This window comes from Finegoldia sp. P1-F-LS (genome assembly GCF_052932205.1).
Genome location: NZ_JBRFJH010000002.1, coordinates 147,024 through 173,825 on the forward strand (window position 1 = coordinate 147,024; position 26,802 = coordinate 173,825).

Sequence of the window (26,802 nt, forward strand, 5' to 3'; positions counted from 1 at the left end):
AATTGCGTTAATTTCAAATTGAAGAACACCGTTAAAAAATCGGACTGCCCGAGCGTAAGCGAGGCTTGCGATTTTAGGTGTTCGAAATTACGAAATTACCAATTTTTGTAGTCAGATATCCGTGCTATAAAGTTTGGTGTCATTTATGAAACTTTGCACACAAGCCCACTATTACAAAAACAAATACAAACACAAAGGAGGAGAAATCCTCCTTTTTTGTTCAAAAAATATATGCAATTGGAGGATAAAAATGGACGTATTTTTAATTAACGAAAAAATAGAAAATTTATCTCAAAATCTAAAAGAAATAAAGGAGTCTCTTTGACTTAGACAATTTAAGAAAAAAATTAGATGAATTGCAACAAGAAACATTGAAGGCGGGATTTTGGGACGACAGCGACAAGGCACAAGAAATATTTGACGAATTAAATTCCGTAAAAGACGATGTCGAAAATTACGACGAAATTGAAGAAAAAATCGAAGAAGTCAAAATGATGCTCGAAATCAGCAAGGAAGACAACACCGAAGAATACGAGAAAGAAATCTCCAAGACGCTCAAAAATTTGGAGAAAAATGTCGACGAATTCAAAATTAAAACACTCTTGGTGGGAGAATACGACAGAAATAATGCGATAATGTCCATTCATGCAGGTGCAGGTGGGACCGAAGCGCAAGATTGGGCGGAAATGTTACTGAGAATGTACACGAGGTGGATTGCAGACAAGAAATATTCCTACAAAATCACCGACTACAACCAAGACACAGAAGGTGGCATCAAATCCGTATCGTTAATTGTTCAAGGAATCAACGCGTATGGATTTTTGAAAAGCGAAAAAGGAGTCCACAGACTTGTCAGAATTTCTCCGTTTGACCAACAAAAACGCCGCCACACATCATTTGCATCGGTGGACGTATTCCCAGAAATCAAGGACAATCACGACATTCAAATCGACGACAAAGATTTGAAAATCGACACATACAGAGCATCGGGAGCTGGTGGACAACACGTAAACATGACAGACTCCGCAGTTAGAATCACGCACATTCCAACTGGAGTTACAGTACAATGTCAAACAGAAAGATCGCAAATCGCGAACAGAAAATATGCCATGGATATGCTTATCGCCAAGCTTATCATGATAAAAGAAGAAGAAAAGCGTGAAAAAATCGAAGACATCCAAGGAAAATACAACCAAATAGCGTGGGGCTCACAAATCAGATCCTACGTCTTCCAACCATACACACTGGTAAAAGATCACAGAACAAACTGCGAAAGCTCACAAGTGCAAGATGTGTTGGATGGCGATTTGGATAAATTTATAAATGCGTATTTGAGCCACAATTAAAATCAAAATTTTTTGTGAGTTTTATTAATTTATTGGGTATATAAAACTTGAGGTGTAATTAAATGAAAAATGTAGTATTAGAAAATTTCCGAGAATTGTCAAATGTTCCTCGTTGTTCATTTGACCAAAAAAGAATTAACGAATACTTAGTAAATAAAGCAAAAGAATTGGGGCTTGAATACGATGTTGACGACGAATTAAACATCGTAATCAGAAAGCCTGCAACTGAAGATAAAAAAGGTCATCCTGGAGTTATTTTGCAAGGTCACATGGACATGGTTTGCGAAAAAGAAGATGACAGCGATCACGATTTCACGAAAGATCCGATCGAATTTATTATAGAAAATGGCAAATTAACTGCCAACAAGACAACACTTGGAGCTGACAATGGAATTGCCGTTGCGATGGGAATTGCTATTTTACAAGACGAAAATTTGTCACATCCAGATTTGGAATTGATGATAACGACAAACGAAGAGGTTGGACTTATCGGTGCGAATGCCGTAAGTGAAGATTTCCTAAAAGGCAAATACCTCATCAACGTTGACAGTGAAGAAGAAGGAATCATGACTTGTGGTTGCGCTGGTGGAATTACTTTGAATTCTGAATTTGCAATCAAACGTGAAGAATTTGGGGAATATTTCTACAAAATCGCAATCAATGGTTTCAGAGGTGGCCACAGTGGTCAAGATATTGACAAAAATCACCTTAACGCCATCGAATCCACAGTTCAAATTCTAAAGGAATTGTCAACTCGTCACAATTTGAGAATTGTATCATTAAATGGTGGAACAAAACACAATGCAATTCCAAGAAATTGTGAGCTTATCATTGCAAGTGAAGACGAAATCAAAGACAACGAAATCAACATTGATGGTTTCAAACAAGTCGAAGTAAAAATGGAGTTTATTTTTGAACAAGTAGATTCACAAATTCCAATGGACGAACAATCTACTGAACACATTTTGAATTTCCTTACAACAATTCCAAACGGCGTTGTGGACATGGTAAAAGGAAACGACAATTTGGTAGAAACATCGCTTAACCAATCAATCGCAACAACAACTGATGACAAATTCGTGTTTATGGTATCAATCAGATCCTCAGTTTTGGATAAAATAAAAGAAGTTGAAGATTTGATTACAAATACAACAAAATCAAACAGTGGAATAGTTAAATCTGAAGGATTCTACGAACCTTGGGAATACCGTGAAGATAGCGAACTAAGAGACAAATGTTTGAAAGTTTACAAGGAAGTCACAGGAAAAGATATGCAAGTGAATGTAATTCACGCAGGACTTGAATGTGCAGTATTTTCAAAGAAATATCCGGACATGGACATGATTTCCATCGGCCCTGATATGAGTGGAGTTCACACACCAAAAGAAACTTTGGATTTGGAATCCACAGATAGAGTGTATGAATTCTTGAAGAAATTAGTAGAATCATTATAATGGAGGATAAAAATGAGTGACGAAAGAAATTTAGAAAACGAAGAAATGTATGAAGAAGAAGAGTTAGATACAATCGTACTAACATTAGAAGATGGCGGAGAAATCGAATGCGGAATTCTTGGAGTATTCGAAGTTGAAGGATACGACAGTGATTATATCGCACTTGTATCTGAAGATGACAACGAAATTATGATTTACAATTACGAAGAAATCAACGAAGAAGAAGCTAACTTGGATGTTATCGAAGACGATGCTGAATACGAAAAAGCAAAAGAAACATTCGAATCTCTTTTCGTAGATTTTGACGGAGAAGATGAAGAATAATTTCAAGGCTGTTATGATTGATCTGGACGGAACTCTTCTGACAGATGATAAAAAAATTACTGATTTCAGTAATCAAATTTTAAAAAAACTTTATGACAATGGCATAAAGATTATTATTGCAACAGGAAGAGGTCTATCCAGAGCTAAGCAATTAACCGAAAAATTAGATTTTGACAAAATAATCCTTGCAAATAATGGAGCTATTATTCATAGTAGCTCCAACATTGCAACGGATGAGGATTTGATGTTGGAATCTAGTGTGGTGGATGAGCTTAGCACTTTATCAAAAAAGTATGGGATTAGACCGTATTTTTTTGTGGAAAACAAATGCGCACTTCTCATCCAAGATGAAGAAGACAAGAATCGTTTTGTAGATAGCGTGGGAGATATCGGTGAGATAATGACAGTTTCTGAGAGAAATTTGCCGATAGATGACTGCGTGAGTATGATTATGATTGCTGGAAAAGAGCGTATTTACGATATAGTAGACTGCATCAAGACCAATCCAAATGTGACATACCACATTCACACGAAATATTTTCCGAAAAATATCAGAATGCTAGAAGTGCAAAACGTGAACACTGACAAATACAAAAGGGCAATTCACGTGCTTGAACATTTTGGAATAAAAAGTGACGAGGTGGTTGCAATTGGCGATGCGCACAACGATTTGGAAATGGTTGTGAACAGTGGGCTTGGAGTTGCAATGAAAAACTCCGACGATATTTTAAAACAAAATGCAGACATCATAACACAATACACAAACGAACAAGACGGACTGGCGAAATTTTTAGAAGAACTATTTGAGTTGAGGGATTATGAATAATTTAAAAGAATTTTTGAACGAAGAATATTATGACAAATACAAGGGCAAAAACTTGGTAGTGTACATCTATCCAAAAGACAACACAAGTGGCTGTACAATTGAGGCTGACGGATTTTCCGAAGTTTACGACGAATTTCAAAAGCTTAACACAGAAGTTGTAGGAATTAGCAAGGACTCTGAAAAAACACACGAAAATTTCAGAAAAAAACAAGGACTAAAACAAGAATTGATATCCGATCCAGAAAGAATATTCTTGAACAATTTTGGCTGCGTGTACAAGGGCAAAATGTACGGCAAAGAAGTTACAAAAACAGAAAGAAGCACATTTGTATTTGACAAGGATATGAATTTGGTCAAAGAATTCAGAAAAGTAAAACCAGACGAGAACCCACAAGAAGTGTTGGATTTCGTACGAGAAAATCTAAATGACTGATAGATATAATATTTACAGCAAATATCTAAAAGAACATTACGGAGAAAAAGTCTACAAACTTCCAATAAAACTGGATTTAACTTGTCCCAACAGAGACGGAAGGTTGGGGCGTGGTGGTTGCATATATTGTCATGAAGAAGGTGGCAGCTTCGAAAACAAAGAAAAACACCTTTCGATTCGCGAACAATTGGAAAAAGACAAACAAACCATCGAAAACAAATACAACGCCCACAAATTTATATCGTATTTTCAAAATTATTCCAACACATATATGCCGCTTGAATTGTTTCGAAAATACGTCAACGAAGCGGTGGTGGAAAATGTCGTTGCAATCAGCGTATCCACAAGACCGGATTGCATTGCAATTGAACATTTGGAAATATTGAAACAACTTCAACAAGAAAAACACGTCGACATCATCATAGAGCTTGGACTTCAAACATCCAATAACAAAACTTTGAAGATAATCAACAGACAACACACAGTTGCAGATTTCGTTCGTGCTTGTTTGATGATAAAAAAATACGGATTTAGAATTTGCACGCATGTAATACTCGCACTTCCATGGGATGACATGGACGATGTCAGAGAAACTGCGAAGCTTTTATCGGTATTAAGAGTTGACGAATGCAAAATCCATTCACTATACATTCCCAAACACACTATACTTGCTAAATGGTATAAAGAAGGAAAAGTACAGCTCAAATCATTGGACGAATATGTAAATGAAGTTTGCGAATTCTTGAAATATTTGGATAAGGATATCCTGATTCAGCGATTAGTCGGCAGAATGCCCGAAGAAGATTCTGTGTTTTGCAACTGGAATACAAGTCACTGGAAGATACAAGATATGATAACTGAGAAAATGGAACGTGAAAATATTTTCCAAGGTGATAATTTTGACGAAAAAATGGGTATAATAATATAAAGTAAATTAAACTTTTTAAAATGGTTTAAGAAAGGATGATAATAATGGTTAAATTTGTAGTAGGTCCTAAAGGCAGTGGAAAAACAAAATGGTTGATCGACAAGGCCAACGACGAAAAGAAAAACAATAACGGTAACATAATATTTATAGACTCTGATGACAAGCACATCTTTACACTTGATCACTCAGTAAGACTTATAGATGCATCGACATTCCACATCTCAAGTCCAGAAAGTTTGTATGGATTTTTGGCAGGAATAATGTCAAGAGATTTCGATATCGAAACAATTTACGTAGACGGAATTTATTCAATCGTTGACATGACAGAACAACAATTAGAAGAATTCCTAGAAAACTTGGAAGTTTTATCAAAAGAAGCTAACGTTAAGTTCTTCATTGGAATGAACAAAGAAAAATCAAGCTTACCAGCAAAATACCACGAAGACACAGTGGAATTGCACGCATAATACACACACAGTAGACCCTTTGATAGGGTCTATTTTTTTGAGAAAAATTGAATGCAAAAACAGTTTCAGTTCACAGTAAAATCAGAAAACTGTTTTGCACGAACATCTGGCTTGTGAAAATAAAAAAATCCTCACGCTCATGCCCCTAAAATCTCAAGTGCGTCTGCGACTGGCACGAGTGAGATTTTTGACGGGTCATTTCGCTTGGATTTTTGGTTATTTTCTCCAGACGATATTCTTAGCAAAAGCAGTAATCTGATTTTGTATATCTACAAAACTATCACAGGAATTGCTACACAAACATACGGAATAAAAGTCGTAACACGCATCGTCTGGCTTACGTAAATTGGTGAATTCTAATCTCGAAATTCTAAAATCTCAAACTCGTGCTACGCACTCAAACAATGAGATTTTTTAACGAATTTCTTCGATTGAATTTGACACAATTTACTCCAGATGACTCGCTTAGTTACGATCTTTTATTAGAGTGCTAGTATTGGTTTTTAAAAAAGAACAAAAATCTGATTTTGTTTAACAGTAGAGAAAAAATCGAAAAAATTGTTGAAATATTAAGAATATATTGTATTACCTAAAATCATATAGTATAATAAAAATATCAATATAAATAGTTATACGCAAACTACTTTTGACAAACCAAAATTTGTATACATATTAACAAAAAATTCAAATTTTTTGTGTTTTTAACGAGGAGTATTTCGGTAGGAATATTTCTTGTTGGGCTAATACGAGTAGATTGTGTAAATGGAATGGCAAGAAATTGCTTGGAAACGGATTTGAAATGTATTTGAAAAGTTGAAGGGAGGCGACAAATTCCACCCGATAAGGGAAGTTTCCATTGTCAGATTAATATGAAATTTAACAAAAAATTATTGGTAGCGGTGCTTGCAGGAACTTTAGTTCTTGGTAGTGGAGTTAGCACTTATGCTACAGCGGACAATACAAATCATGCGAAAATGCTACAAGAAAAAGTTTCTGTTGAAGTTTTAAATGAAATATTGAATAATGTTGATAAAATTATAGAAAAATTAGAAAAAGATCCTGAATTATTAAAATTAGAAAAAGATTCTGAGTTAAAAGAACAAGGAAAAATTTCTGAAGTAGAAAAGTTAAAGATAGAAGTAATAAAAGAAAGAGCGGTTTTTGATAAACCAGCAGTTTTAAATACTGAATATGCAATAGGAATGTTGAGACGTTTTGATGAAGCAATTGAAAAAATCAAACAATTAAAGCCTCAATCTGATTTTGATACTAAAGAAAAAGCAGAAGAAGCAGCCAAGAAAGACTTGGAAACAGAATTAGTTAAGAATGCATTTGACGTGGAAGAAAAAGATGGCAAATGGCACTACACATTAAAATTCAAGGAAATCAAACCAGAAAAATCAACTAGTTCAGATAAAAAAGAAAAAACAGAAGAAAAGACTGCCGAAGAAAAGAAACAAGCAGAAAAAGAAAAGAAAGTAGATGGATTGAAAAATTCGGCAGAAAAACAAAAAGAAGAAGAAAAGAAGAAAGCTGAAGAAGAGGCGAAGAAAAAAGCCGAAGAAGAAAAGAAAAAAGCTGAAGAAGAAGCAAAGAAAAAGGCTGAAGAAGAAGAAAAGAAAAAAGCTGAAGAAGAAGCAAAGAAAAAGGCTGAGGAAGAAAAGAAAGCTGAAGAAATGAAAGCTGAAGCTAAGAAGAAAGCCGAAGAATTCAAGAAAAATGCAGAAAAGAAGAAAGTAACTCTTGTTAGAAAATCAGAAAAAGTAGATAAAACTTCTTCAGACAACAAAGTTAGTAGACCAGTAAAAACTACTACAGATAAGAAAAAACTACCAAAAGCTGGTATTGAAACAGAAGTATTAACACTACAGGCAGCATCATTAGCAGGCGTTATTGGTGTGTATACTTCAATTAAAAAACGTAAATAAAATTCTAATTTAAAAATAGAAATGGGGTCTTGCGATCCCATTTTTTATTTGGAAAGCACATTGCAGCGATTGTTTCAAATTCAGACAAATCAGAAAACTGATTTGCACGAATATCTGGCTTACGAAAATAAAAAAATCCTCACGCTCGTGACCCTAAAATCTCAAGTGCGTCTGCGACTGGCACGAGTGAGATTTTTGACGGGTCACTTCGCTTGGATTTTTGGTTATTTTCTCCAGATGATATTCTTAGCAAAAGCAGTAATCTGATTTTGTATATCTACAATGATATCGAGGAAATTGCTACACAAGGGTAATCAAAGTTGCACCACGTATAGTCAGACGTAGGAAAACTTGTCGCAACACAAACATACGGAATAAAAGTCGTAACACGCAGAATCTCACTTACGTAAATTGGCAAATTCTAATCTCGAAATTCTAAAATCTCAAACTCGTGCTACGCACTCAGACAATGAGATTTTATAACGAATTTCTTCGGTTGAATTTGACACAATTTTCTCCAGATGACTAGCTTAGTTGCGAGTTTTTATTAAAATGCTAAGTGTGTTTCTGGGAAAAGCAGTAATCTGATTGTTTCACTGACAAGGGATATACAACTCATCATCTACTACAAAATGAGTATATTTTCACAAAATGCTTGACAAAAAATAGCGGGGCGGGGTAGAATGAAATCGTAATCATAAATATTCAGGAGGAGACGATGATGATTGAGTTAATCATTAAATACTTGATAATAATTGTACTTGTTTTTTGTCATGAAATGGGACATATTTTAATGTGTATTATTTTCTTTAAATGTAAAGATTGGAAAATAGATATGGGACTTGGTAAGGTTTTATTTGAAACTAAAAGACTTATTATAAGACCTATAATTGTTGTTGGTAAAATACTCCCACAGTTAGATGGAGAATATTATAATAGCAAGAGCAAATTACAAAAAATAATGATTCCATTAGGTGGACCATTATTTAATTTAATAGTACTGATTGTTACAATTCCATTATTAATAAGTGAAGGGAAAATGATAGCTGGATATTCACATCTTTTTCAAGAATCAGTAAAGTTTTTGTTGCGATTTAATATGGCACAACTTTTCTGGACTTTGTTGCCAATTTATTATAAAAGAGATGTTCCTAGCGACGGAAGAAGAATAATTGAAATAATTAAAGACTGATTTGTTTTTTATTTTACATAATCGAGGTTAAAATGCTTAACTTATTAATGAAAATCGTAATATTTTATTTTGTTTACCAAGTCTCACAAATTCTGCATGAGATAGGACATGCTGTTGCTTATAGAGTAGTATACAAATCAAAAAAATGGAGAATCGAAACAGGAAGAGGCAAGGAGATATTCAAATCTAAAAGAATTAAAATATGTTTATCACTAGCTGACGGAGTATGTTACTTTGATGATGATTATGAAGATTGGTATTACAAGAAAAATTTGATCGTGTTTTTAGCGGGACCACTTGTTAACATCATTTTGTTTATATGCATGATTCCTTTTATCTACGATATCAATCATTCCGCTGATGTAGGTAGTTTTTACCGAAATATAGTATTTATTACATTTTATGTTAATCTCTGGAAGGCTTTTTTTAGCTTATTACCAAAAGAATACGAAGGTGCTCGAGCAAAACAATCTGACGGACTTCAATGCCTAAATGCAATAAAAGGAATGAAAAAAACAACGAAAATCTAATACTATTAAACACACAAAATCCCTTGCCACATGACAAGGGATTATTATAATTTATATCATACTTACGAGACTCACAAATCACGATACAGACTTTACGGTATTATCATTTCTTAGCATAATTGCGCTCAACAATAGTGATGCGGCTATAAACACGAAAATATATTTGTAATTGAACGATGAAATATACGAGTTTGCCAACAAGAATACGACTTCGAAGACATCAGCGAAGAAGCTAAATGCTGATAGCATGGTTGCTCTGTGATGATTGAAGCCTATCGTGTCTATATAATTGTTTTGGATTTTTTCAATAAATATCCCCAAGACAGACAAGATTGTTGGAAGAATAATCATCAACAACACTACGGGCTTTCCCGATATCACACATAATCCAGCAAAGAATAATGATGCAATAACTGAAAATAATCGAACTTTGTTCCATGCTTTTTGTTCTCCTAGATACTTTATGATAAATGTTTGTGAGAGTTGAAGTCCCGAGTAAGCTAGGATGAGTGGCGACACTATGTTTTCCGAATATCCATTGTCAATTATAACTTTTACATAGAAGAAGTTGATCAACAAAAATGACAAATTAAACAACGACACGATTAACACGATTACTCTGAAAATTTTATCGTGTACCAATAGTTTCAATGTTTTTGACAAATCAAATTGTTCCTCATTATCACTCGAGCTGTCGGTATCTGGAATAAAAATAGAAATCACAGTTGCGATAACATTTGCAATTATGGTAACCCAAATCAAAGCGTTAATGTTCCATCTTGAATTAATAAAAGGAAACATTACGGTTGATACGATAAAGGCGATCGTTCCCCAATTATAGAACTTCGAAATATTATTACTGTAATTATCGTCGCCGAAAAGCTTGTATATGTAGGCGCTTATTGTTCCGGAATTCAATGCAAAAGCAATTCCTTCAAGCAAGGCCTCCACCGCAAAAAGCATAAAATTATTGGATATCAGTAAAATTATCCTTGCAGATAGCATAGTAAACTGTGCGAGAACTATTGACTTTTTTAGCCCGATTTTATCAGTCAACACACCCAAAGGAAATTCACAAACCATGCAAGTAACAGACAGTATCGCTTGTAACACGAAAAATTGCGACAAGCTAATTCCTTTATTCGTCCTCACCAACAACGCAACAGGCGCATAAAATATTAAATTGGAAAATAAATTCATTGCGTATATTTTTCTTGAAGTTTTCATACATACATTATAACCCTTTTTCAATAAAATATACTTTATCACACACAAAAATCCCTTGCCACGTGACAAGGGATTGCGATTATAATGTAGTTCTATCGTTATCTGAGTTCATCAACAATTGATAAACTTGAATTTCTCCGATTAACTTCAATTCTTCAAAGCCACGGCGGCGAAGTTCGTCACGATCGTGTTCGTTTTCGTAATTTGCATTTGTTTTGAAATAATTTTCCAAAATTTCAGAAACTTTTTCCTTATTATTTGCGTTTTTAAGTACTTCTTCTCTAATATACATAACTACCTCCTACAATTGTTGCTATCTTACATATAATTATACCCCAAAAACACATAAATCTACCTTATAATATTAATTCCATCTTCCACGACGTATTTCAAACCACAACCACTCAACAAACCATTCATCCACGCACCTCGGAATTCATCGTAAATTTCAGAAGATTCTCCATACATGTAATACTGTTCGTGCACATCAATTCTCTTAATCCAACGGAACTCTCCATCATTTGATTCCACCGGCAAATTCGCCATATCACAAGGCATACCGTCCAAGAATTTATCGGACATAAATTGAAACGCATCGGAAGCATCGCCCGAGAAATCCTCCTTCGCACCAAAATCATAGGAGATTTTAAGAGCATCTTCAAGCTTTCCCTCACGTTTAAGTTCACTCAAAACCCTCGCCAAATTATCCTCCACAATTGATACTCTCACTTGTAACCATCCGTGAATATTATCCGTGTCAATCAAATCCTCCAACGCTCCACGTTCAATATTTTTCAAATCAACATTTTCATCCAACAACTCACTCATCTTGCGTGTAATCTCATCAACGTAATTTATCTTATCGAACATTATATAATGAATTTTTCCTAAAAATCTCGACATATTATACCTCCATTTGTTTGATTATATTATACTAATTTAAAATGCAGATTTCTGTAACCATTGTTACGTGATATAATATGTATATATTTTAATGAGGGGGACATGGTGAATATTCTAGAGTTGATGAATAAGAGGCATTCTGTTAGAAAATACATTGATGAAGAGATTGATTCTTCTGTGAAGAAGATTATCGAAGAGAAGGTTGATGAGGTTAACCGTGAATCGAATTTGAATATAAAGGCTGTGTTTGATGACAAGGAAGGGTTCAATTCTAAGCTTGCAAAGTATGGTAAGTTTGAGAATGTGAATAATTTCCTGATTATGAAGGGTGTCGGCAATGATTTGAGCGAGGCTTGTGGATATTACGGCGAGAAACTTGTGATGGAGCTTATGAATTTGGGTTTGGGTTCGTGCTGGGTTGCTCTTACATATAATAAGAAGAATATTAAAAAATACATAGAACCAAACGAAAATTTGGTGATTGTGATTGCGTTCGGTATTCCTGCAAATTGGGGTTACAGTCGCAAGAGCAAACTTCCTAAACAAGTGTCAAATGTGAATGGAGACTCGCCACAATGGTTCAAGGACGGTGTGGATAGTGCGCTTAATGCTCCGACTGCGATTAATCAACAAAAATTTATGCTGACTTTGGTTGATGATAAGGTGAAGGCGAAGGCGAGGTTTGCTCCGTCAGCGAAGGTAGATTTGGGAATTGTAAAATATCATTTCGAAATCGGATCGGGCAAGGATCATTCGATTTGGTTGTAAAATTTAATTGAAAAATAAAATTTTTCAATTAAGGTCAGAACAAAATCTAAAAGTCAAAAAATAAATTTGAAAGTCAAAGAAATTTCAAAGATTGAAAATACTATTGATTATGCACTCGTAAGGGTGTATAATATTATTAAGGTCAAAGAAAGTCAAAAACAAATTACGGGAGGTTTTTTATGGAATATAAAGATTATTATAAAGTTTTGGGGGTGGATAAAAAGGCGAGCTCCCAAGAAATTAAAAAAGCATACCGCAAACTCGCCAAGAAATATCACCCTGATTTAAATAAAGGCGATGAGAAATCACAAGAAAAATTTAAGGAAATCAACGAGGCTTACGAGGTTTTGGGTAACGAGGATAAGCGTAAAAAATACGATATGTTTGGCTCGAATTATAATTTCCAAGGCGGACAAAACTTCGATCCGAATGCGTACGATTTTGGAGGCTTCGGTGGATTCGGTGGTTTCGGCAAGAATTCTGGCTCGTACACTTACACGACTGGTGGAAGTGGCGGAGGATTCTCGGACTTTTTCAACGCGTTTTTCTCGGGTGGACAAAATAGCGGCGGAGGTTTCTCCGATATTTTCGGCGGATTCAAAGGTGCTGGAAGAAAATCACAACCAAGGCAAAGATACGACACGGACATTTCTGTTTCCCTATCAGATATCTACAATGGTGTAGAAAAAAGATTGGGACTAATGATTGGAGATAAAAGTGTCAATTTGAATTTGAAAATTCCAAAAGGAATTTTGCCGGGCAAGAAGATTAAGGTCAAGGGCGAAAAGTTCGGCGTTGACGGGGACATTTACGTGAAGATTAACTTGGTTGATGTGTACAACAAGCTTGAAGATCACAATATTATCAAGAAAGTTGAACTTAAACCATGGGAAGCTTATTTTGGAAAATCAATTAATGTTGAAACGATTAGTGGCGAAAGAATCAAGGTTAAGATTCCGAAAAATATCAAGGCTAATCAAAGAATTAGGATTAAAGATAAGGGATTCGTGGATATGAAAGGTGTCAAAGGTGATTTGTATCTTGAAATTTCCATCGTAAATCCTACAAAATTAAATGAAGAACAAGAAAAATTATATAAACAATTATACGAATTATCTGAATAATGTTAGGGGGTAAGGTTTATGGATTTAAATAAATTCACACAAAAATCTGTTCAAGCAATTCAAGATGCGCAAAATACTGCGATAAAATTGGGCAATCCAGAAGTTACGGATGTTCATTTAAGCTTTGCGTTGTTGTCTGATTCAGATTCAATAGTTGCAAAGACTATTCAAAAAATCGGCGCTGATTACAAGAAAATCGTGAGCGCTTTTAATCAAAAAATAGATTCTCTTCCAAAAAACGACAGTCAATCTAGTGTGTACCCAAGCACTGCTTTCCAAAGAATTTTGTTGAAGGCAGAAGACGAAGCAAAGTCAATGGGAGACAGTTTCATTTCAGTGGAACACATTTTTATGAGTATTTTGGGAGAAAAAAACACTGTTAGTGCTGTGTTGTTGAAAGATTTTAATGTCAATAAGCAAAACTTCGCATCTAATTTGAAAGATTTGAGAGGAAATCAAAAGGTAGATTCTGACAATCCAGAAGATACAACTGATGTGTTGACAAAATACGGTCGTAATTTGACTGATTTGGCAAAAGAAGGCAAGCTTGATCCAGTTATCGGTCGTGACGATGAAATCAGACACAGCGTTAGGATTTTGAGTCGTAGGACGAAGAACAATCCTGTGTTGATTGGTCAACCTGGTGTTGGTAAGACTGCGATTGTGGAAGGTTTGGCGCTTAGAATTGTCAACGACGATGTTCCAGAAACTTTGAGAAACAAATCTATTTTTGCATTGGACATGGGAAGTTTGATTGCCGGTGCGAAATTCAGAGGAGAGTTCGAAGAAAGATTGAAGGCTGTGTTGAAAGAAGTTGCAGATTCTGATGGCAAAATCATTATGTTTATCGACGAGATTCACACTTTGGTTGGAGCTGGAAAATCAGAAGGCGCAATGGATGCAGCAAACTTGTTGAAGCCAATGCTTGCACGTGGTGAAATAAGAACAATCGGCGCTACAACTTTGGATGAATATAGAAAATACATCGAAACAGATGGCGCATTGGAAAGAAGATTCCAAAAAGTTTTGGTTGAAGAACCTTCAGTTGAAGACACTATTTCGATATTGCGTGGTATCAAGGACAAATACGAGATTTATCACGGAATCAAAATCACTGACAACGCTGTAATCGCTGCGGCAACTTTGTCGGACAGATATATTACTGACAGATTTTTGCCAGATAAGGCGATTGATTTGATGGATGAAGCGAGTGCGATGGTTAGAACTGAGATAGATTCTATGCCTGAAAGCATCGACGAAACTAAGAGAAAAATATTGCAACTTGAAATCGAACGTGCTGCTTTGAACAAAGAAGACGATGAGATGAGCAAGATTAGACTCGAAAATTTGGAAAAAGAATTGCAAGATACTAAAAACGAGTTTGATGCTATGTATATGGAATGGACTCAACAAAAATCCAAGGTCGACGAAATCAAGGACACAAAATCTGAAATCGAAGCCGTAAAACACGAAATGGAAGAAGCTCAAAGAAAATACGATTTTGAAAAATTATCTGAATTGAAATACGGAAAATTGGTCGAACTTGAAAACAAGCTCGAAGAATTGAACAAGAAAATGGACGAAGATGACAGTTCAATTATAAAAGAAAGCGTAACTGAAGATGAAATCGCAGAAGTTGTCAGCAAGTGGACATCAATTCCTGTGACAAAATTAGTGGAAACAGAACGTGACAAGATTTTGAACATGGACAAGTTGTTGCACAAGAGAGTTGTGGGACAAGATGAAGCTGTAACTGCTGTGACTGATGCAATCATCAGAGCTAGAAGCGGTTTGAAGTCTCTTAACAGACCAATCGGTTCGTTTATATTCCTTGGACCAACTGGTGTTGGTAAGACAGAACTTGCAAAAGCTTTGACTGAAAATATGTTTGATGACGAAAAGAATTTGATTCGTATCGATATGTCAGAATATATGGAAAAACACGCAGTAAGTAGACTTGTCGGAGCTCCTCCAGGATATGTCGGATATGATGAAGGTGGTCAACTAACTGAAGCTGTCAGAAGAAAACCATACTCAGTGATTTTGTTCGACGAAATCGAAAAAGCACATCCAGATGTGTTCAACATATTGTTGCAAGTTTTGGATGACGGACGTTTGACAGACAACAAAGGTAGAACTGTCGATTTCAAAAACACAATCATCATCATGACAAGTAACATTGGCTCGATGGATTTGATTGAAGGAATCGACGACAACGGAAATATTTCTGATGAAAGCAGAAATTCTGTAATGGACGAATTGAAATCACGATTCAAACCAGAATTTTTGAACAGAATTGACGATATCGTAATGTTCAAACCGTTGACAAAAGATGACATCTACAAGATTATTGAAAAACAAGTTTCATTGTTGCAAAAACAATTGGAAGACAGACAAATCACTATCGAAATCGACGAATCTGCAGAAGATTTGATTATCGACAAAGCATACGATGTGTTGTACGGTGCAAGACCAGTTAAGAGATTTATCGAATCCAACGTTGAAACAAAACTTGGACGTGAATTGATAAAAGGAACTGTAACTGACAAAGACACTGTCGTTATCACAAATGTAGATGGTGAATTGGGAATTAAAAAGAAATAGATTTTAGAGAATAGGTAAGATCACAGGTCTTGCCTATTTTTTTATTGTGGTTAGCTGTCCAAGGATACGAATAAAAGTCGTAACACGCATCGTCTGGACTATGGCAAAATCAAGACAGTTTCGGTTCAGAAGTAAATCAGAAAACTGATTTGCACGAATATCTGTCTTCGGAAATTTGTGATTTCTAAATCTCAAAATCCTGAAATTTGAAGCTCGTGCTACGCACTCAAGCGGTCAAATTTCTGACGGATTTTTTCGATTTGAAATCATTTAAATTTCCTACGAATGATATTCTTAGCAAATACAGTAATCTGATTTTGTATATCTACAGGGATAAAAAGAGTAATATAAAAAATATCAAAAAAAATAGGCAAGTTTTATAACGAGGGAGAAGGAGATGAAATAAATTCTGTGTCGCGTAAAAAGTGGATTACCGATTTTGCTAAGAATATCATCTGGAGAAAATAACTAAAAATCCAAGCGAAGTGACCCGTAGAAAATCTCACTCGTGCCAGCCGAAGGCGCACTTGAGATTTTAGGGTCACGAGCGTGAAGATTTTTTTATTTTCGCAAGTCAGATATTCGTGCAAATCGGTTTTCCACTTTTTGTAAGCATTTACGAAATCTCAATCTTGCAACTTTGAACCCACCACACGCCCCCTTATAGCAAAAATCAACATTTCTTGTTACAATATTAATAGAGACAAATGATTTATGGCGTAAAATTTTAACACGAGGAGCGACAATGAAGATTAGAAAAGCGGTTATTCCTGCGGCGGGTTTTGGTACGAGGATGCTTCCTGCATCGAAATCTGTTCCGAAGGAGATGCTTCCAATCTACGACAAACCAACTTTGCATCATATTGTAAAGGAGGTTGTGGATTCTGGCATTACGGATATTTTGATTATTATAAGCAAGGATAAGGGATCTATCGAGGATTATTTTGATGTGAATTTCGAATTGGAATACGAATTGAACAAGAAGTCTTCGGAGATATCAGGAGAAATTCACGAGCTTTCGAAGATGGCGAACATCTACACGATTAGGCAGAAGAAGAAAAACGGGCTTGGCGATGCGATAAAATACGCAGAAAGTTTTGTTGGTGATGAGCCTTTTGCGATTTTGTTGGGAGATGATATTATTTACAATACTTCTGATGAACTTCCTTGCATCAAACAAATGGCTGATATTTACGAGAGGGAAGAATCTCCGGTTTTGGGTGTGCAAGAAGTTTCGTGGGAAGATGTAGACAAGTACGGGATTGTGAATGGTGTGAAAACTTCGGATAGGATTACTGAGGTTGAGTCGTTGGTTGAAAAACCAAGCCGTGAAGAGGCTACAACTAACTTGGCAATTCTTGGAAGATACATTGTAACGCCAGATATTTTTCCAATTCTTCACGAAACGAAACCCGGAAAGAACAATGAAATTCAATTGACTGATGCTTTAAATAAACTTGCAGAAAAACGCAAGATGATTGCGTATGATTTTATTGGAAAGAGATACGATGTCGGTAACAAGCTTGGGTTTGTGAAGGCTACGGTTGATTTTGCACTACATGATGAGAAAATAAAGGACGAATTGTTGGAATTTTTACGAGAAAAATAATTATTAGCTATTGGCACAAGTTGTCAGTAGCTTTTTTTATTGGAAAACAATTTGTTGTGATAAAATAAGACAGAGGTGTGTTATGAATATTGCAATCGTAGATGACGAAGAAAATATAAGAAATTTGTATAAGAAATATTGCGAAGAATGGGCGGATATCAACAAAATCGATTTGAAGACTGAACTTTTTTCATCGGGGGAAAATTTCATATTCAATTACGATGAAAAAGATTTGATAGATATTTTGTTGTTGGATGTTGAGATGAAAAAAATTAATGGCGTGGAATTATCCAAGAGAATTCGTGAGAAAAATTCCGATATTCAGATAATTTTCATCAGCGGTTATCCAGAATATATCGGATACGGATATGATGTCAATGCGTTGAATTTCTTGATTAAGCCTATAAAAAAGGAGAAACTTTTCGAGCTTTTGGACAAGGCGACTAATCAAATGAACAACAAGGAAAAGTTCATTATCGTAAAAGACGACGGGATTAATACGAAGATTTTGTTGAAGGATATCTTCAGTTGTATTTCGGACAAAAATTACGTGGATATTTTCGCACAAAATAAAAGTTACAGAATTAGGATGACGTTGACGCAATTATTGGATATGTTGGATGATAGATTTTTCAAGGTGAGTCGTTCGGAAATTATTAATATTGAAAAAATCGCAGAAACAAAGAAGGATTATGTTTTGTTGGAAGATGATAGCAAATTTTTGTTGTCAAATGCAAAGTTCAACGAGCTTAACAGAAAAATTATTGAGTTTTATTAGGTGAGATATGAGATTTTTGAGTAAAATTAGGATTTTGTTTTCTAAAAAAGATATTTTTGAATATCAACAGCAACTGTTGAACACTCATTATCAAGAAGTGGAGAATATGTACCGTGATATCAGAAAATTTCGCCACAATTACAGAAATCACTTGCAAACTTTGCGTTCTTTTGTGGCTGAAAATGATATGGAATCTATCAAGAACTACTTGGATAATTTGGATGAGAATTTGCATTCTATCGCACCTGTGATTAGGACTGGAAATAGGATGGCGGATGCTATTTTGAATTCCAAGATAACTATGGCGACTAATGAAAACATAAAATGCATCGCAGACTGTAAGATTTCGAATATTTTGGATATAAAAGATATCGATTTGGCGACGATTATCGGGAATTTGTTCGACAATGCGATTGAATCGGTGAGAAATTTGCCAGAAGAGGATAGATTTATCAGGATTTATATGGATATGAAGGGCAATAAATTGTACATTTCATTTACTAACAAGACAAGTAGCAAAAAACAGGAGAAGTTTGGCAGAATTTTCAAGTCGACAAAGGGCGAAAACAGAGGTCTAGGACTTATCAGTATCGACGAAATCGTTGACAAATACGATGGTTACATCAACAGAAATTCAGAGGACAATGCTTTTACGACGGAGATTTTGATATAGTCATCCCTGTTTTTGATATGCTTATCCCTAAAACGTAAATACGATAGTATTTCGGTTAATATATTATTGGGAGGTAGTTATGAAGAAAAAATATTCTACAAATGATAATATTAAATTTATGCTCAATCTTGCTTGGAACAACCAAAAAAGTTTGATTTTCATTCTGATAATTATGGCTATCACGACTGCTGGAATTGATATTTTACAGTTGTACTTTACTCCACAAATTATCAAAATGGTTGAAAACTCACAAGATTTCACAACAATTATGCTTACAGTTGTCGTGTTTGCGGTTTTGATTTTCGTCTGTTCAGCGACAAAAGAGTCGTTGGATTTGAGAATATTGTCCAAGAAAATCTACATAAGAAGTATTTTGATGAATCAATGTATAGAAAAATTCTTGTCGATGGATTATGAGATGACTTTGGACAAAAATGTGTTGGATATATCAGAAAAGGCGAACACAAATCTAAAAGGAAATGATGTAGCGACGGAAAATATCTGGCTTACGATGAAAGACGTTTTGTATTTATTAATCAGCACAAGTGTGTATTTGATTTTACTTGCAAGGCTTCCTATTTTCATAATTTTGGTGTCGATTATCGCTAGTTTGATTAGTTTTCTGTATTCAAAAAAATTTAAACAATGGAAGTACGATAATAGGAAAACTCAGGCTAAATTTGAGAAGGAATTCAACTACATTTATTCAGTGAGCAGTCAAGAATACGCAAAAGATATCAGAATGTTTGGCCTAGGAAATTGGCTGGACGATATATACGACAGCGTTTTTGTGTTGTACGATGATTTCTTGAACAAAATGGGCAACAAAATGTTGATAGCAGATTTCTTGGATTGCGTGTTCAACCTTTTGAGAAATTCCGTTACATATTATTATTTGATAAATTTTGCAGTGAATGGCAAAATCGATGCCAGTATGTTTTTGTTGGCTTTTTCCGCACAAACAAAATTCGGCTATGATGTTCAAAGATTGTTCAATTTTCTCAGTGTGCTTTTTATGGAAGCGAAGGACATCGCAACTGTAAGAGAGTTTGTGGATTTGGAAGAAAAGTTCAAAAAAGACGGAGGAATCGAATTAAATCCTGATGATGATATTACGATAAAATTCGAAAATGTGGGATATAAATATCCAGGTAGTGACGAATATGTATTGAAGAATGTGAACTTCCAAGTCAACCCACAAGAAAAGGTCGCTGTTGTTGGACTCAATGGATCGGGGAAAACTACGTTGATTAAACTTTTGATAGGATTTTTGGATCCAACAGAGGGTCGTGTGCTTGTCAATGGAATTGATTTGAGAGAACTCAACAGAAGAAAATATTACGAGATTTTCTCTGCGGTGTTCCAAGATTATTCGATATTGCCAGAAACTATTTACATGAATGTAACTCAATCAAAATCTACAGATGATGTGGAAGGCGTGGAAGAAGTGTTGAAATTAGCAGGTCTTTACGACAAGGTTAAGGAATTTCCAAATGGTGTATTCAACACGATTGAAAAATATATCTACCAAGATTCACCGGTTTTATCGGGTGGAGAAACTCAAAAACTACTTCTTGCGAGAGCTTTGTACAAGAATTCGAAGTTTTTGATATTAGATGAGCCAACAGCAGCGCTTGACCCATTGGCAGAAAGGGACTTGTACAACAAATACAATGAACTAACGAAAAACCACACATCGATTTTTATTTCTCATAGAATGGCTTCGACGAGATTTTGCGATTACATTTTGTTGATTGGAAATAACGGGATTGAAGAACGTGGAACTCACGAAGAATTGATGGAAAAAGGTGGAACGTACAAGTATTTGTTCGACACTCAAGCGAAATATTACAGGGAGGACTACAATGCAAAAGAATCTTAAACTATTCAAAGATACTTGGAGTGTTTTGTGGAAAAATTACAAAAAACTAATCATCAACTACACTCTTAACTGTTTATTCTCAGCAGTTTTCCCGTTAATTAGTATTTACGCATCTGCTAGAATGATAGATGGAATTGTCAACAAGATGCCTGTGCGATTTGTAGGTAAATGGGCAGTAATTGCTTTGTTGTCAGTGTTTTTCATTCAAATTATTATCGCCTTGACGAATAAAATCCAAAACACATACAATGACAAGAAATACGAGATATTTTTTCATATTTTATCCGAAAAATACAATGAATTGGATTACAAACAATCCCAAGATACAGAAATTATTGGAGAAAAATCGAATATAGAACAAAACATAAACTTCGGTGAATTCGGAATTATAAGAGTTCTTTACGCATACGATATGATATTGGAGTCTTTATTGGCGATGATAGGTAGTTTGGTGTTGTCGTATCAATTTCTCATTACAAGCTGGAACGCACCAGAAAGTTTTTCGTTTCTAAATAGCGTCTGGATAAATGTTTTGTTGATTGTAGTGGTTGTATTTTTATCGTGGATTTCACAGAAAATTAACGCAAAACAATTTGAAATTTGGCATAAAATAAATGAAGAAGGAAAATTTGGAAATCGAGTGTTCTCATTTTATTGTTCTAGGATGAGAGATCAATATAGAATGCTTGATACTAGAATGTATCGTCAATATAATATTGCATCTAATATGCTTAATGAATGTGGGGTTTTCAATCCTGGTGGAGTTTTTGACAGAATTATGTCGACAGAAGGTGTCACATACAAAATACTCAGCGAATTTTTCTCGAAATTACAAGTTTTGTTGATTTATCTTGTTGTAGTATCCAAATCATTACTTGGTGCTATTTCAATAGGAATGCTCAGCCAATATTTGGGAAGTTTGATAAATTTTACGAGCAATTTGTCGAAATTCTTGGAAGGCGTTGCATTGTACAAAGGTAACACTCCGTACGCAGAACTTACGATGGATTATTTGCACAAAAAATCGGAGTTTTACAATGGAAGTTTGACTACGGAAAAAAGATCCGACAAAAAATACGAAGTCGAATTCAAAAATGTCAGCTTCAAATATCCTGGAACTGACAATTGGGTATTGAAAAATATCAATTTGAAATTCGACCTTGGGAAAAAATTGGCGATTGTAGGGCAAAACGGTTGTGGCAAGACTACTTTTGTGAAGTTGTTGATTAGATTTTACGATGTCACTGAAGGGGAAATCTTGTTGAATGGAATTAACATCAAAAAATACAGATACGATGAGTATTTGAAAATATTCTCAGTTGTGTTCCAAGATTTTAATTTGTTCGCATATCCATTGGCACAAAATATCGCTTCAGGAATGGATTACGACGAAGAAAAAGTAGTTCAATCGCTCAAAGATGTTGGAATGTACGACGATGTTCAAAAATGGGACAAGAAAATAGACACTTATCTCTACAAAGATATTGACGAAAATGGAATCAGCGTTTCCAAAGGTCAAGAACAAAAAATCGCCATTGCAAGAGCATTGTATCAAGACAGTCCGTTCTTGATTTTGGATGAACCGACAGCGAGCTTGGATCCTATAAGTGAGGCGGAAATTTACGAGAAATTGGGAGAAATAATCAAAGATAGAACGGCGATTTTTATATCTCACAGGTTATCTAGTTGCAAATTCTCCGATAAAATTATCGTGTTTGACAAGGGAGAAATTGCTGAAACTGGAGATCACGACAGCTTGATTTCCAAGAATGGAATGTACAAGAAATTGTGGGATGCACAAGCGGAATTTTACGTTTAAAAATGCCTTTTCCTTCTTATTATATGGTATAATTTTGGGTAAGGAGGAAGGTATGAATAAAAAGAAATTATTGATAGCTTTATTGTTAGCGTTTTCAATGACAACAGGAATTAGTTACGCCGAAGAAGAAAACATTTCACCAAAAGTCGAAGTAAATGACGGGCAAGTTAATCCTGAAAATAATTCAAAACAAGAAAATTCTACAGAAAAAGCCAATCAAAAAGAAAACCAAAAAGAAAACAAAAAAGAACAATCACAAGAGGAAAAACAACAACAAAAGGAAGTTCTTACAGACGAAAACGTAGCTGAAAGAGTCGAAGGATTAGACAGATTTGAATCTGCAAACAAGATTCACGATGAATTTTTCGAAAAGACACAAGAAGTTGTACTTACATCAAGCGAAGTGTTCGCAGATGCTATAAGCTCTGGCAACATCACTGACGGTAAGATGCCAATCTTGTACACTGAAGGTTCAAAGCTAAACGAAAAGACTAGAGAACAACTTAAGAACAGAAACATCAAAAAAGTTCACATCATTGGTGGCGAAAAGACAATCAGCAAAGATGTTGAAGAATTTTTGAAAAAAATGGGAATCGAAGTTGAAAGAATCGATGGACATGACAGATACGCTGTCAACGCAAAATTAGCAAAGAACAAGAAAGATGCTGACACTTTGGTGTTTGCTAGTGGAGAAAATTACGCAGATAGTTTGAGTTCAGTTGGACTTGCAAACAAAACAAAATCTCCAATCCTTTTAGTTCAAAAAACACACTACCTACATCAATCAAAGAGTATTTATCTTCAATCGATAAGACGAAAATTTTGAAAAGTTATATCATAGGTGGAACTAATAGCATTAGCGATTCTGTAAAAGCAGAAATCGACAGCATTCTTAATTTGAAATCTACAAGAATTGCAGGAGCTGACAGATACAAAACAAGTGTTGAAGTATCCAAAATCGCTTATCCAAAAGCCAAAAAAGCTATATTTACAACAGGAGAAGTCTATGCAGATGCATTAGCAGCAGCTCCAGTTAGCCAAAAAATTGACGCGCCAATTGTCTTGGTTCCAAGAAATAATATTCAATTGGAAAAAGAAGCAAATTCTTCTAACAAAACTCAAACACATGAAAATTATTTGAAGAATTTGAACGTAGCTGAAAAATCATACGTATTTGGCGGCAAAAATTCTATTTCAGATGATTGCTTCACAAATATTAAAAATGTTTTATTAAAAAAAGAATTAATCAAAGTTTACAACACAGATAGAAATTTATTCAGATTAAAAGATTACGTTGTTAATAACAAAGCAGTTTCATTGTTGACAGAAATGAAAGATGCAGCAAAAAAAGTAATCGATGTTGCAGTAAACAAGATTTTGAAAGTTGTAAAAATTGAAGATAAATGGGTTAATTTGTCATTTAATGGAATTAGTGGCTGGGTTAGACCAGAAGGATTCAAATATTACAATCCACAAGATTTTTCTACAGTTCACATAAAAGTTCCAAATATAATGAACCAAATCACACCAAAATCACAACGTGGAATTAAACAAAAAGCTGCTCCAATTGGTTGCGAACCAACTGCGATGTATCACGCATTGCAAGCAAAGGGCTATGCGCTTGATTACACATACAACGAATTTTTGAATCAACTTCCAATGAACACTAACGACAACGACAAAGGTTTCTCAAAGAATCCATACGTTTGGGATGAATATTATCACACAAGAGTTATGGCGACATATATGAATCCAGAACCAATGACTAGATTTGCGAACAGATTTGCAAATGGTAAGGCGGAAAATATTTCTGGTTCAAATATGAGAGATATTTTGGCTGAACTTCAAAATGGTAACACAATAATGTACTACGGAACATTGAGATGGGAAAAACCAAGATGGTCAACAAATGTTTACGGAAAGAGATTTTTCGCAAACAACCACGGAATTTGTATCAATGGCTACGATCCGAAATCAAACAGATTCTACTTGGCAGATCCTTGGTACTCAAACGAAATCACAAAATCATATGCAGAAGTTTCGGAAAATTATTTGTCAAGACAAATGGCAGTAGTAGTAAGATAATAAATGGTCTCTTATAGGGACCATTTTTTTATTTATAAAATAATATTAGCAAACTTCATGCACTATTTATAAAATAATATTAGCAAACTTCATGCACGAATATCTAGACTACTGAAATTTCTGTTTACTAATACATACTATTTTGCTAGGGTATAATATCAAAAAAAAGATTTAACTTTATACTTTTATGGGGTATAATATAAATGTAAATACTAAAACGCTATCCTAATGAAAAAGAGATGGAATATTAGTTGTAGAAGGAGAAAATTTATGAAAAACAAAAAGATTTTAGGATTAATGTTAGCAGGGGTTATGCTAGCAAACATTGTTCCACAAGTATCATTTGCAGATAAAGGTGTGGATGTTGAAAGAATTAAAGGAAACAACAGATATGAAACATCAATAGCAATCAGCAAGCATGCTTTTGAAAAAAGCGACAAAGTTGTCGTAGTTAGCGGAGAAAAATTCGCCGATGCATTGACAGCAGGAAACTTTGCTAATCAAGCGCCAGTTTTATTGACTGAAAAATCAAAGGCTTCTTCTGAGTTGCAAAAAGAAATCGACAGACTTGGGGCAAAAGAAGTTATTATTATCGGTGGTAAGGGATCTGTATCTAAAAGTGTAGAAAAAACACTTAAAACTAAAGGCAAAAAAATCACGAGAATTTCTGGAGATGACAGATACGAAACATCAACAAAAGTAGCAGAAGCATTACAATCAAAAAATATTGTATTGGCCAATGGACAAAACTTTGCCGACGCATTGTCAGCAGCTCCTTTTGCTATTGCAAAAAACAAAACTCTTGTACTAACTAACGGAAAAAAATTACCAAAAGGCGTTGAAGCAAAGAAGGTCAGCACTATAATTGGTGGTAAAAATTCTGTAAATATAAAAGGATTGGAAAATGTAGATAGAATTTCTGGAAAGAACAGAAACGACACTTCAATCGAAGTTTTGAAACAAATCGGAAAAACTGAAAAGGCTGTAATCGCTGATGGAAGAGATTATCCAGATGCATTGTCTGCAGCACCACTTGCAGTTAAAATGAACACAGGAATTTTATTGTCAGATGATTCTGCAATCGACAGCATAAAATCATATATCGACAAGGCAAAAATCAAAAACGTAACAATCGTTGGTGGAGAAAATTCAGTTTCCAAAACTCAATACCAAAAATTAACTGGCGAATACAAACCAGAAACAAAACCTGCTGATCAAGCTAAACCAGAAAAGAAGCCAGAAAAGCAAGAAAAGAAACCTACAGAACAATCAAAAAGAGTAAAAGATACCGACCTTTCTAACTTCGACATTAATACACCTCTTTCAGTAAGAGAAGAAGAATTAGCAAAATTGGTAAACGAATACCGTCAATCAAAAGGTTTGAAACCACTAAAAATTTCTAAATCATTGACATTCGTTGCAAGAACTCACAACAACGACCAAAACAAATACTACGACGATAGTTGGAAGGATGACAGAGGAATCGAAGCTAATCTTCATAGCTGGTCAAAAAATGGAAAATGGTCACCTGTAATGTATACAGAAGATCACAAACACCAAGAAGGTATGTGGAACAAACCAAAAGAATTGACAAACTTCAAGGTAGATGGATATGAAATTTCTGCATGGAGTGATTTCACAAGAGAAGATGGAGCTTCAAGAGCTCTTAATATTTGGAAGAGATCTTCAGGCCACAATGCTGTTATTACAGGACTAAAACATTGGAACACAATTAGCGTAATGGGAGTTTCAATCAACGGCAATTATGCTGATATTTGGTTTGCAGATGAAACAACAGATCCAGCAGGATTTTTCACTTTAAATTAATTTAAAAAAATTGTAATTCAAAATTAAAATTTTCAAAATGAGAGGCGGTTGCCTCTCTTTTTTTGCGGGAAAATT

The 26,802-nt window shown here is 34.8% G+C and carries 25 protein-coding genes; 22 read left to right on the forward strand and 3 right to left on the reverse strand.

The annotated features are described in order from the left end of the window. The first annotated feature begins 250 nt into the window (after positions 1-250). The 11 genes from prfB (at position 251) to ACU68Y_RS02850 (ending at position 9,428) form a co-directional block, all read left to right on the forward strand. Positions 251-1,346, forward strand: a protein-coding gene (gene prfB / locus ACU68Y_RS02800; protein ID WP_396336575.1) for a peptide chain release factor 2 whose coding sequence is annotated in 2 segments (ribosomal slippage) — positions 251-322 and positions 324-1,346 — 1,095 coding nt in all. Because the reading frame shifts where the segments join, the coding sequence is not laid out codon by codon here. A gap of 62 nt (positions 1,347-1,408) precedes the next feature. Then, positions 1,409-2,800, forward strand: coding sequence for a beta-Ala-His dipeptidase (gene pepD, locus ACU68Y_RS02805; protein ID WP_446755475.1), 1,392 nt, complete (start codon positions 1,409-1,411; stop codon positions 2,798-2,800). Positions 2,801-2,812: 12 nt separating this feature from the next. Then, positions 2,813-3,124 carry a DUF1292 domain-containing protein gene (locus ACU68Y_RS02810; protein ID WP_446755476.1) on the forward strand — a complete coding sequence of 104 codons (312 nt, stop codon included), beginning with the start codon at positions 2,813-2,815 and terminating at the stop codon, positions 3,122-3,124. Further along, positions 3,114-3,950: a Cof-type HAD-IIB family hydrolase gene (locus ACU68Y_RS02815; RefSeq protein WP_446755477.1), complete on the forward strand. Its 837-nt coding sequence runs from the start codon at positions 3,114-3,116 to the stop codon at positions 3,948-3,950. Before ACU68Y_RS02810 ends, ACU68Y_RS02815 begins: the two co-directional genes overlap by 11 nt. Continuing rightward, positions 3,943-4,383, forward strand: coding sequence for a peroxiredoxin (locus tag ACU68Y_RS02820; RefSeq protein WP_002837087.1), 441 nt, complete (start codon positions 3,943-3,945; stop codon positions 4,381-4,383). The genes ACU68Y_RS02815 and ACU68Y_RS02820 overlap by 8 nt, the downstream gene beginning before the upstream one ends. After that, a complete protein-coding gene (locus tag ACU68Y_RS02825; RefSeq protein ID WP_446755478.1) occupies positions 4,376-5,311 on the forward strand; it encodes a TIGR01212 family radical SAM protein in 936 nt (311 codons plus the stop codon). The genes ACU68Y_RS02820 and ACU68Y_RS02825 overlap by 8 nt, the downstream gene beginning before the upstream one ends. Before the next feature lie 44 nt (positions 5,312-5,355). Beyond that, a complete protein-coding gene (locus ACU68Y_RS02830) occupies positions 5,356-5,778 on the forward strand; it encodes an ATP-binding protein (protein ID WP_002837093.1) in 423 nt (140 codons plus the stop codon). A 204-nt stretch (positions 5,779-5,982) separates the two neighbouring features. Further along, entirely contained in the window at positions 5,983-6,123 is a 141-nt protein-coding gene (locus tag ACU68Y_RS02835) for a hypothetical protein (protein WP_316533587.1), read from the forward strand. A gap of 524 nt (positions 6,124-6,647) precedes the next feature. Continuing rightward, complete coding sequence (locus ACU68Y_RS02840; RefSeq protein ID WP_446755479.1) at positions 6,648-7,706, forward strand: DUF5633 domain-containing protein; 1,059 nt, start codon at positions 6,648-6,650, stop codon at positions 7,704-7,706. A gap of 718 nt (positions 7,707-8,424) precedes the next feature. Beyond that, entirely contained in the window at positions 8,425-8,898 is a 474-nt protein-coding gene (locus tag ACU68Y_RS02845; RefSeq protein WP_316518189.1) for a site-2 protease family protein, read from the forward strand. A 32-nt stretch (positions 8,899-8,930) separates the two neighbouring features. After that, entirely contained in the window at positions 8,931-9,428 is a 498-nt protein-coding gene (locus ACU68Y_RS02850; protein WP_446755480.1) for a M50 family metallopeptidase, read from the forward strand. Positions 9,429-9,506: 78 nt separating this feature from the next. On the opposite strand, the gene ACU68Y_RS02855 is transcribed toward ACU68Y_RS02850, so the two are convergent. The 3 genes from ACU68Y_RS02855 to ACU68Y_RS02865 all read right to left on the reverse strand — a co-directional run bounded on the left by ACU68Y_RS02855 (position 9,507) and on the right by ACU68Y_RS02865 (position 11,558). After that, positions 9,507-10,628, reverse strand: coding sequence for an MFS transporter (locus ACU68Y_RS02855; protein ID WP_446765321.1), 1,122 nt, complete (start codon positions 10,626-10,628; stop codon positions 9,507-9,509). A gap of 106 nt (positions 10,629-10,734) precedes the next feature. Continuing rightward, positions 10,735-10,947 carry a hypothetical protein gene (locus tag ACU68Y_RS02860; RefSeq protein ID WP_002840029.1) on the reverse strand — a complete coding sequence of 71 codons (213 nt, stop codon included), beginning with the start codon at positions 10,945-10,947 and terminating at the stop codon, positions 10,735-10,737. Between the two features lie 59 nt (positions 10,948-11,006). Beyond that, positions 11,007-11,558: a hypothetical protein gene (locus ACU68Y_RS02865; RefSeq protein ID WP_446755482.1), complete on the reverse strand. Its 552-nt coding sequence runs from the start codon at positions 11,556-11,558 to the stop codon at positions 11,007-11,009. A 102-nt stretch (positions 11,559-11,660) separates the two neighbouring features. Here ACU68Y_RS02865 and ACU68Y_RS02870 point away from each other — a divergent pair, with 102 nt between their 5' ends. From ACU68Y_RS02870 to ACU68Y_RS02920, 11 genes are all read left to right on the forward strand, one after another. Then, positions 11,661-12,326, forward strand: a complete 666-nt coding sequence (locus ACU68Y_RS02870) for a nitroreductase family protein (protein ID WP_446755483.1) — start codon at positions 11,661-11,663, stop codon at positions 12,324-12,326. A 179-nt stretch (positions 12,327-12,505) separates the two neighbouring features. Beyond that, entirely contained in the window at positions 12,506-13,450 is a 945-nt protein-coding gene (locus tag ACU68Y_RS02875) for a DnaJ domain-containing protein (protein WP_002840017.1), read from the forward strand. An 18-nt stretch (positions 13,451-13,468) separates the two neighbouring features. After that, positions 13,469-16,054 (forward strand): ATP-dependent chaperone ClpB, encoded by a 2,586-nt coding sequence (clpB, locus tag ACU68Y_RS02880; protein ID WP_446755484.1) that lies wholly within the window; start codon positions 13,469-13,471, stop codon positions 16,052-16,054. Between the two features lie 745 nt (positions 16,055-16,799). Continuing rightward, entirely contained in the window at positions 16,800-17,663 is an 864-nt protein-coding gene (gene galU / locus ACU68Y_RS02885) for a UTP--glucose-1-phosphate uridylyltransferase GalU (RefSeq protein WP_304140116.1), read from the forward strand. Positions 17,664-17,745: 82 nt separating this feature from the next. Then, positions 17,746-18,441 carry a LytR/AlgR family response regulator transcription factor gene (locus tag ACU68Y_RS02890; protein ID WP_446755485.1) on the forward strand — a complete coding sequence of 232 codons (696 nt, stop codon included), beginning with the start codon at positions 17,746-17,748 and terminating at the stop codon, positions 18,439-18,441. A 7-nt stretch (positions 18,442-18,448) separates the two neighbouring features. Beyond that, complete coding sequence (locus ACU68Y_RS02895; protein WP_094204424.1) at positions 18,449-19,114, forward strand: sensor histidine kinase; 666 nt, start codon at positions 18,449-18,451, stop codon at positions 19,112-19,114. A gap of 79 nt (positions 19,115-19,193) precedes the next feature. Continuing rightward, positions 19,194-20,996 carry an ABC transporter ATP-binding protein gene (locus ACU68Y_RS02900; RefSeq protein ID WP_094225174.1) on the forward strand — a complete coding sequence of 601 codons (1,803 nt, stop codon included), beginning with the start codon at positions 19,194-19,196 and terminating at the stop codon, positions 20,994-20,996. Further along, positions 20,980-22,815 carry an ABC transporter ATP-binding protein gene (locus ACU68Y_RS02905; RefSeq protein ID WP_446755486.1) on the forward strand — a complete coding sequence of 612 codons (1,836 nt, stop codon included), beginning with the start codon at positions 20,980-20,982 and terminating at the stop codon, positions 22,813-22,815. The genes ACU68Y_RS02900 and ACU68Y_RS02905 overlap by 17 nt, the downstream gene beginning before the upstream one ends. A 52-nt stretch (positions 22,816-22,867) precedes the next feature. Next, positions 22,868-23,641 carry a cell wall-binding repeat-containing protein gene (locus ACU68Y_RS02910; RefSeq protein ID WP_446755487.1) on the forward strand — a complete coding sequence of 258 codons (774 nt, stop codon included), beginning with the start codon at positions 22,868-22,870 and terminating at the stop codon, positions 23,639-23,641. Then, positions 23,638-24,900: a cell wall-binding repeat-containing protein gene (locus tag ACU68Y_RS02915; RefSeq protein WP_446755488.1), complete on the forward strand. Its 1,263-nt coding sequence runs from the start codon at positions 23,638-23,640 to the stop codon at positions 24,898-24,900. Before ACU68Y_RS02910 ends, ACU68Y_RS02915 begins: the two co-directional genes overlap by 4 nt. Before the next feature lie 270 nt (positions 24,901-25,170). Continuing rightward, a complete protein-coding gene (locus tag ACU68Y_RS02920) occupies positions 25,171-26,727 on the forward strand; it encodes a cell wall-binding repeat-containing protein (RefSeq protein ID WP_446755489.1) in 1,557 nt (518 codons plus the stop codon). Positions 26,728-26,802 lie beyond the last annotated feature (75 nt).

Bases quoted from the DNA above. Each gene is read 5' to 3' on its own strand.
- ACU68Y_RS02910 (WP_446755487.1), top strand. From the start codon at position 22,868: ATGAATAAAAAGAAATTATTGATAGCTTTATTGTTAGCGTTTTCAATG.
- ACU68Y_RS02815 (WP_446755477.1), top strand. From the start codon at position 3,114: ATGAAGAATAATTTCAAGGCTGTTATGATTGATCTGGACGGAACTCTT.
- ACU68Y_RS02810 (WP_446755476.1), top strand. From the start codon at position 2,813: ATGAGTGACGAAAGAAATTTAGAAAACGAAGAAATGTATGAAGAAGAA.
- ACU68Y_RS02895 (WP_094204424.1), top strand. From the start codon at position 18,449: ATGAGATTTTTGAGTAAAATTAGGATTTTGTTTTCTAAAAAAGATATT.
- ACU68Y_RS02850 (WP_446755480.1), top strand. From the start codon at position 8,931: ATGCTTAACTTATTAATGAAAATCGTAATATTTTATTTTGTTTACCAA.
- ACU68Y_RS02865 (WP_446755482.1), bottom strand. From the start codon at position 11,558: ATGTCGAGATTTTTAGGAAAAATTCATTATATAATGTTCGATAAGATA.
- ACU68Y_RS02905 (WP_446755486.1), top strand. From the start codon at position 20,980: ATGCAAAAGAATCTTAAACTATTCAAAGATACTTGGAGTGTTTTGTGG.
- ACU68Y_RS02840 (WP_446755479.1), top strand. From the start codon at position 6,648: ATGAAATTTAACAAAAAATTATTGGTAGCGGTGCTTGCAGGAACTTTA.
- clpB (WP_446755484.1), top strand. From the start codon at position 13,469: ATGGATTTAAATAAATTCACACAAAAATCTGTTCAAGCAATTCAAGAT.
- pepD (WP_446755475.1), top strand. From the start codon at position 1,409: ATGAAAAATGTAGTATTAGAAAATTTCCGAGAATTGTCAAATGTTCCT.
- ACU68Y_RS02830 (WP_002837093.1), top strand. From the start codon at position 5,356: ATGGTTAAATTTGTAGTAGGTCCTAAAGGCAGTGGAAAAACAAAATGG.
- ACU68Y_RS02845 (WP_316518189.1), top strand. From the start codon at position 8,425: ATGATGATTGAGTTAATCATTAAATACTTGATAATAATTGTACTTGTT.
- ACU68Y_RS02875 (WP_002840017.1), top strand. From the start codon at position 12,506: ATGGAATATAAAGATTATTATAAAGTTTTGGGGGTGGATAAAAAGGCG.
- ACU68Y_RS02855 (WP_446765321.1), bottom strand. From the start codon at position 10,628: ATGAATTTATTTTCCAATTTAATATTTTATGCGCCTGTTGCGTTGTTG.
- ACU68Y_RS02870 (WP_446755483.1), top strand. From the start codon at position 11,661: ATGGTGAATATTCTAGAGTTGATGAATAAGAGGCATTCTGTTAGAAAA.
- ACU68Y_RS02825 (WP_446755478.1), top strand. From the start codon at position 4,376: ATGACTGATAGATATAATATTTACAGCAAATATCTAAAAGAACATTAC.
- ACU68Y_RS02890 (WP_446755485.1), top strand. From the start codon at position 17,746: ATGAATATTGCAATCGTAGATGACGAAGAAAATATAAGAAATTTGTAT.
- ACU68Y_RS02920 (WP_446755489.1), top strand. From the start codon at position 25,171: ATGAAAAACAAAAAGATTTTAGGATTAATGTTAGCAGGGGTTATGCTA.
- ACU68Y_RS02860 (WP_002840029.1), bottom strand. From the start codon at position 10,947: ATGTATATTAGAGAAGAAGTACTTAAAAACGCAAATAATAAGGAAAAA.
- galU (WP_304140116.1), top strand. From the start codon at position 16,800: ATGAAGATTAGAAAAGCGGTTATTCCTGCGGCGGGTTTTGGTACGAGG.
- ACU68Y_RS02900 (WP_094225174.1), top strand. From the start codon at position 19,194: ATGAAGAAAAAATATTCTACAAATGATAATATTAAATTTATGCTCAAT.
- ACU68Y_RS02820 (WP_002837087.1), top strand. From the start codon at position 3,943: ATGAATAATTTAAAAGAATTTTTGAACGAAGAATATTATGACAAATAC.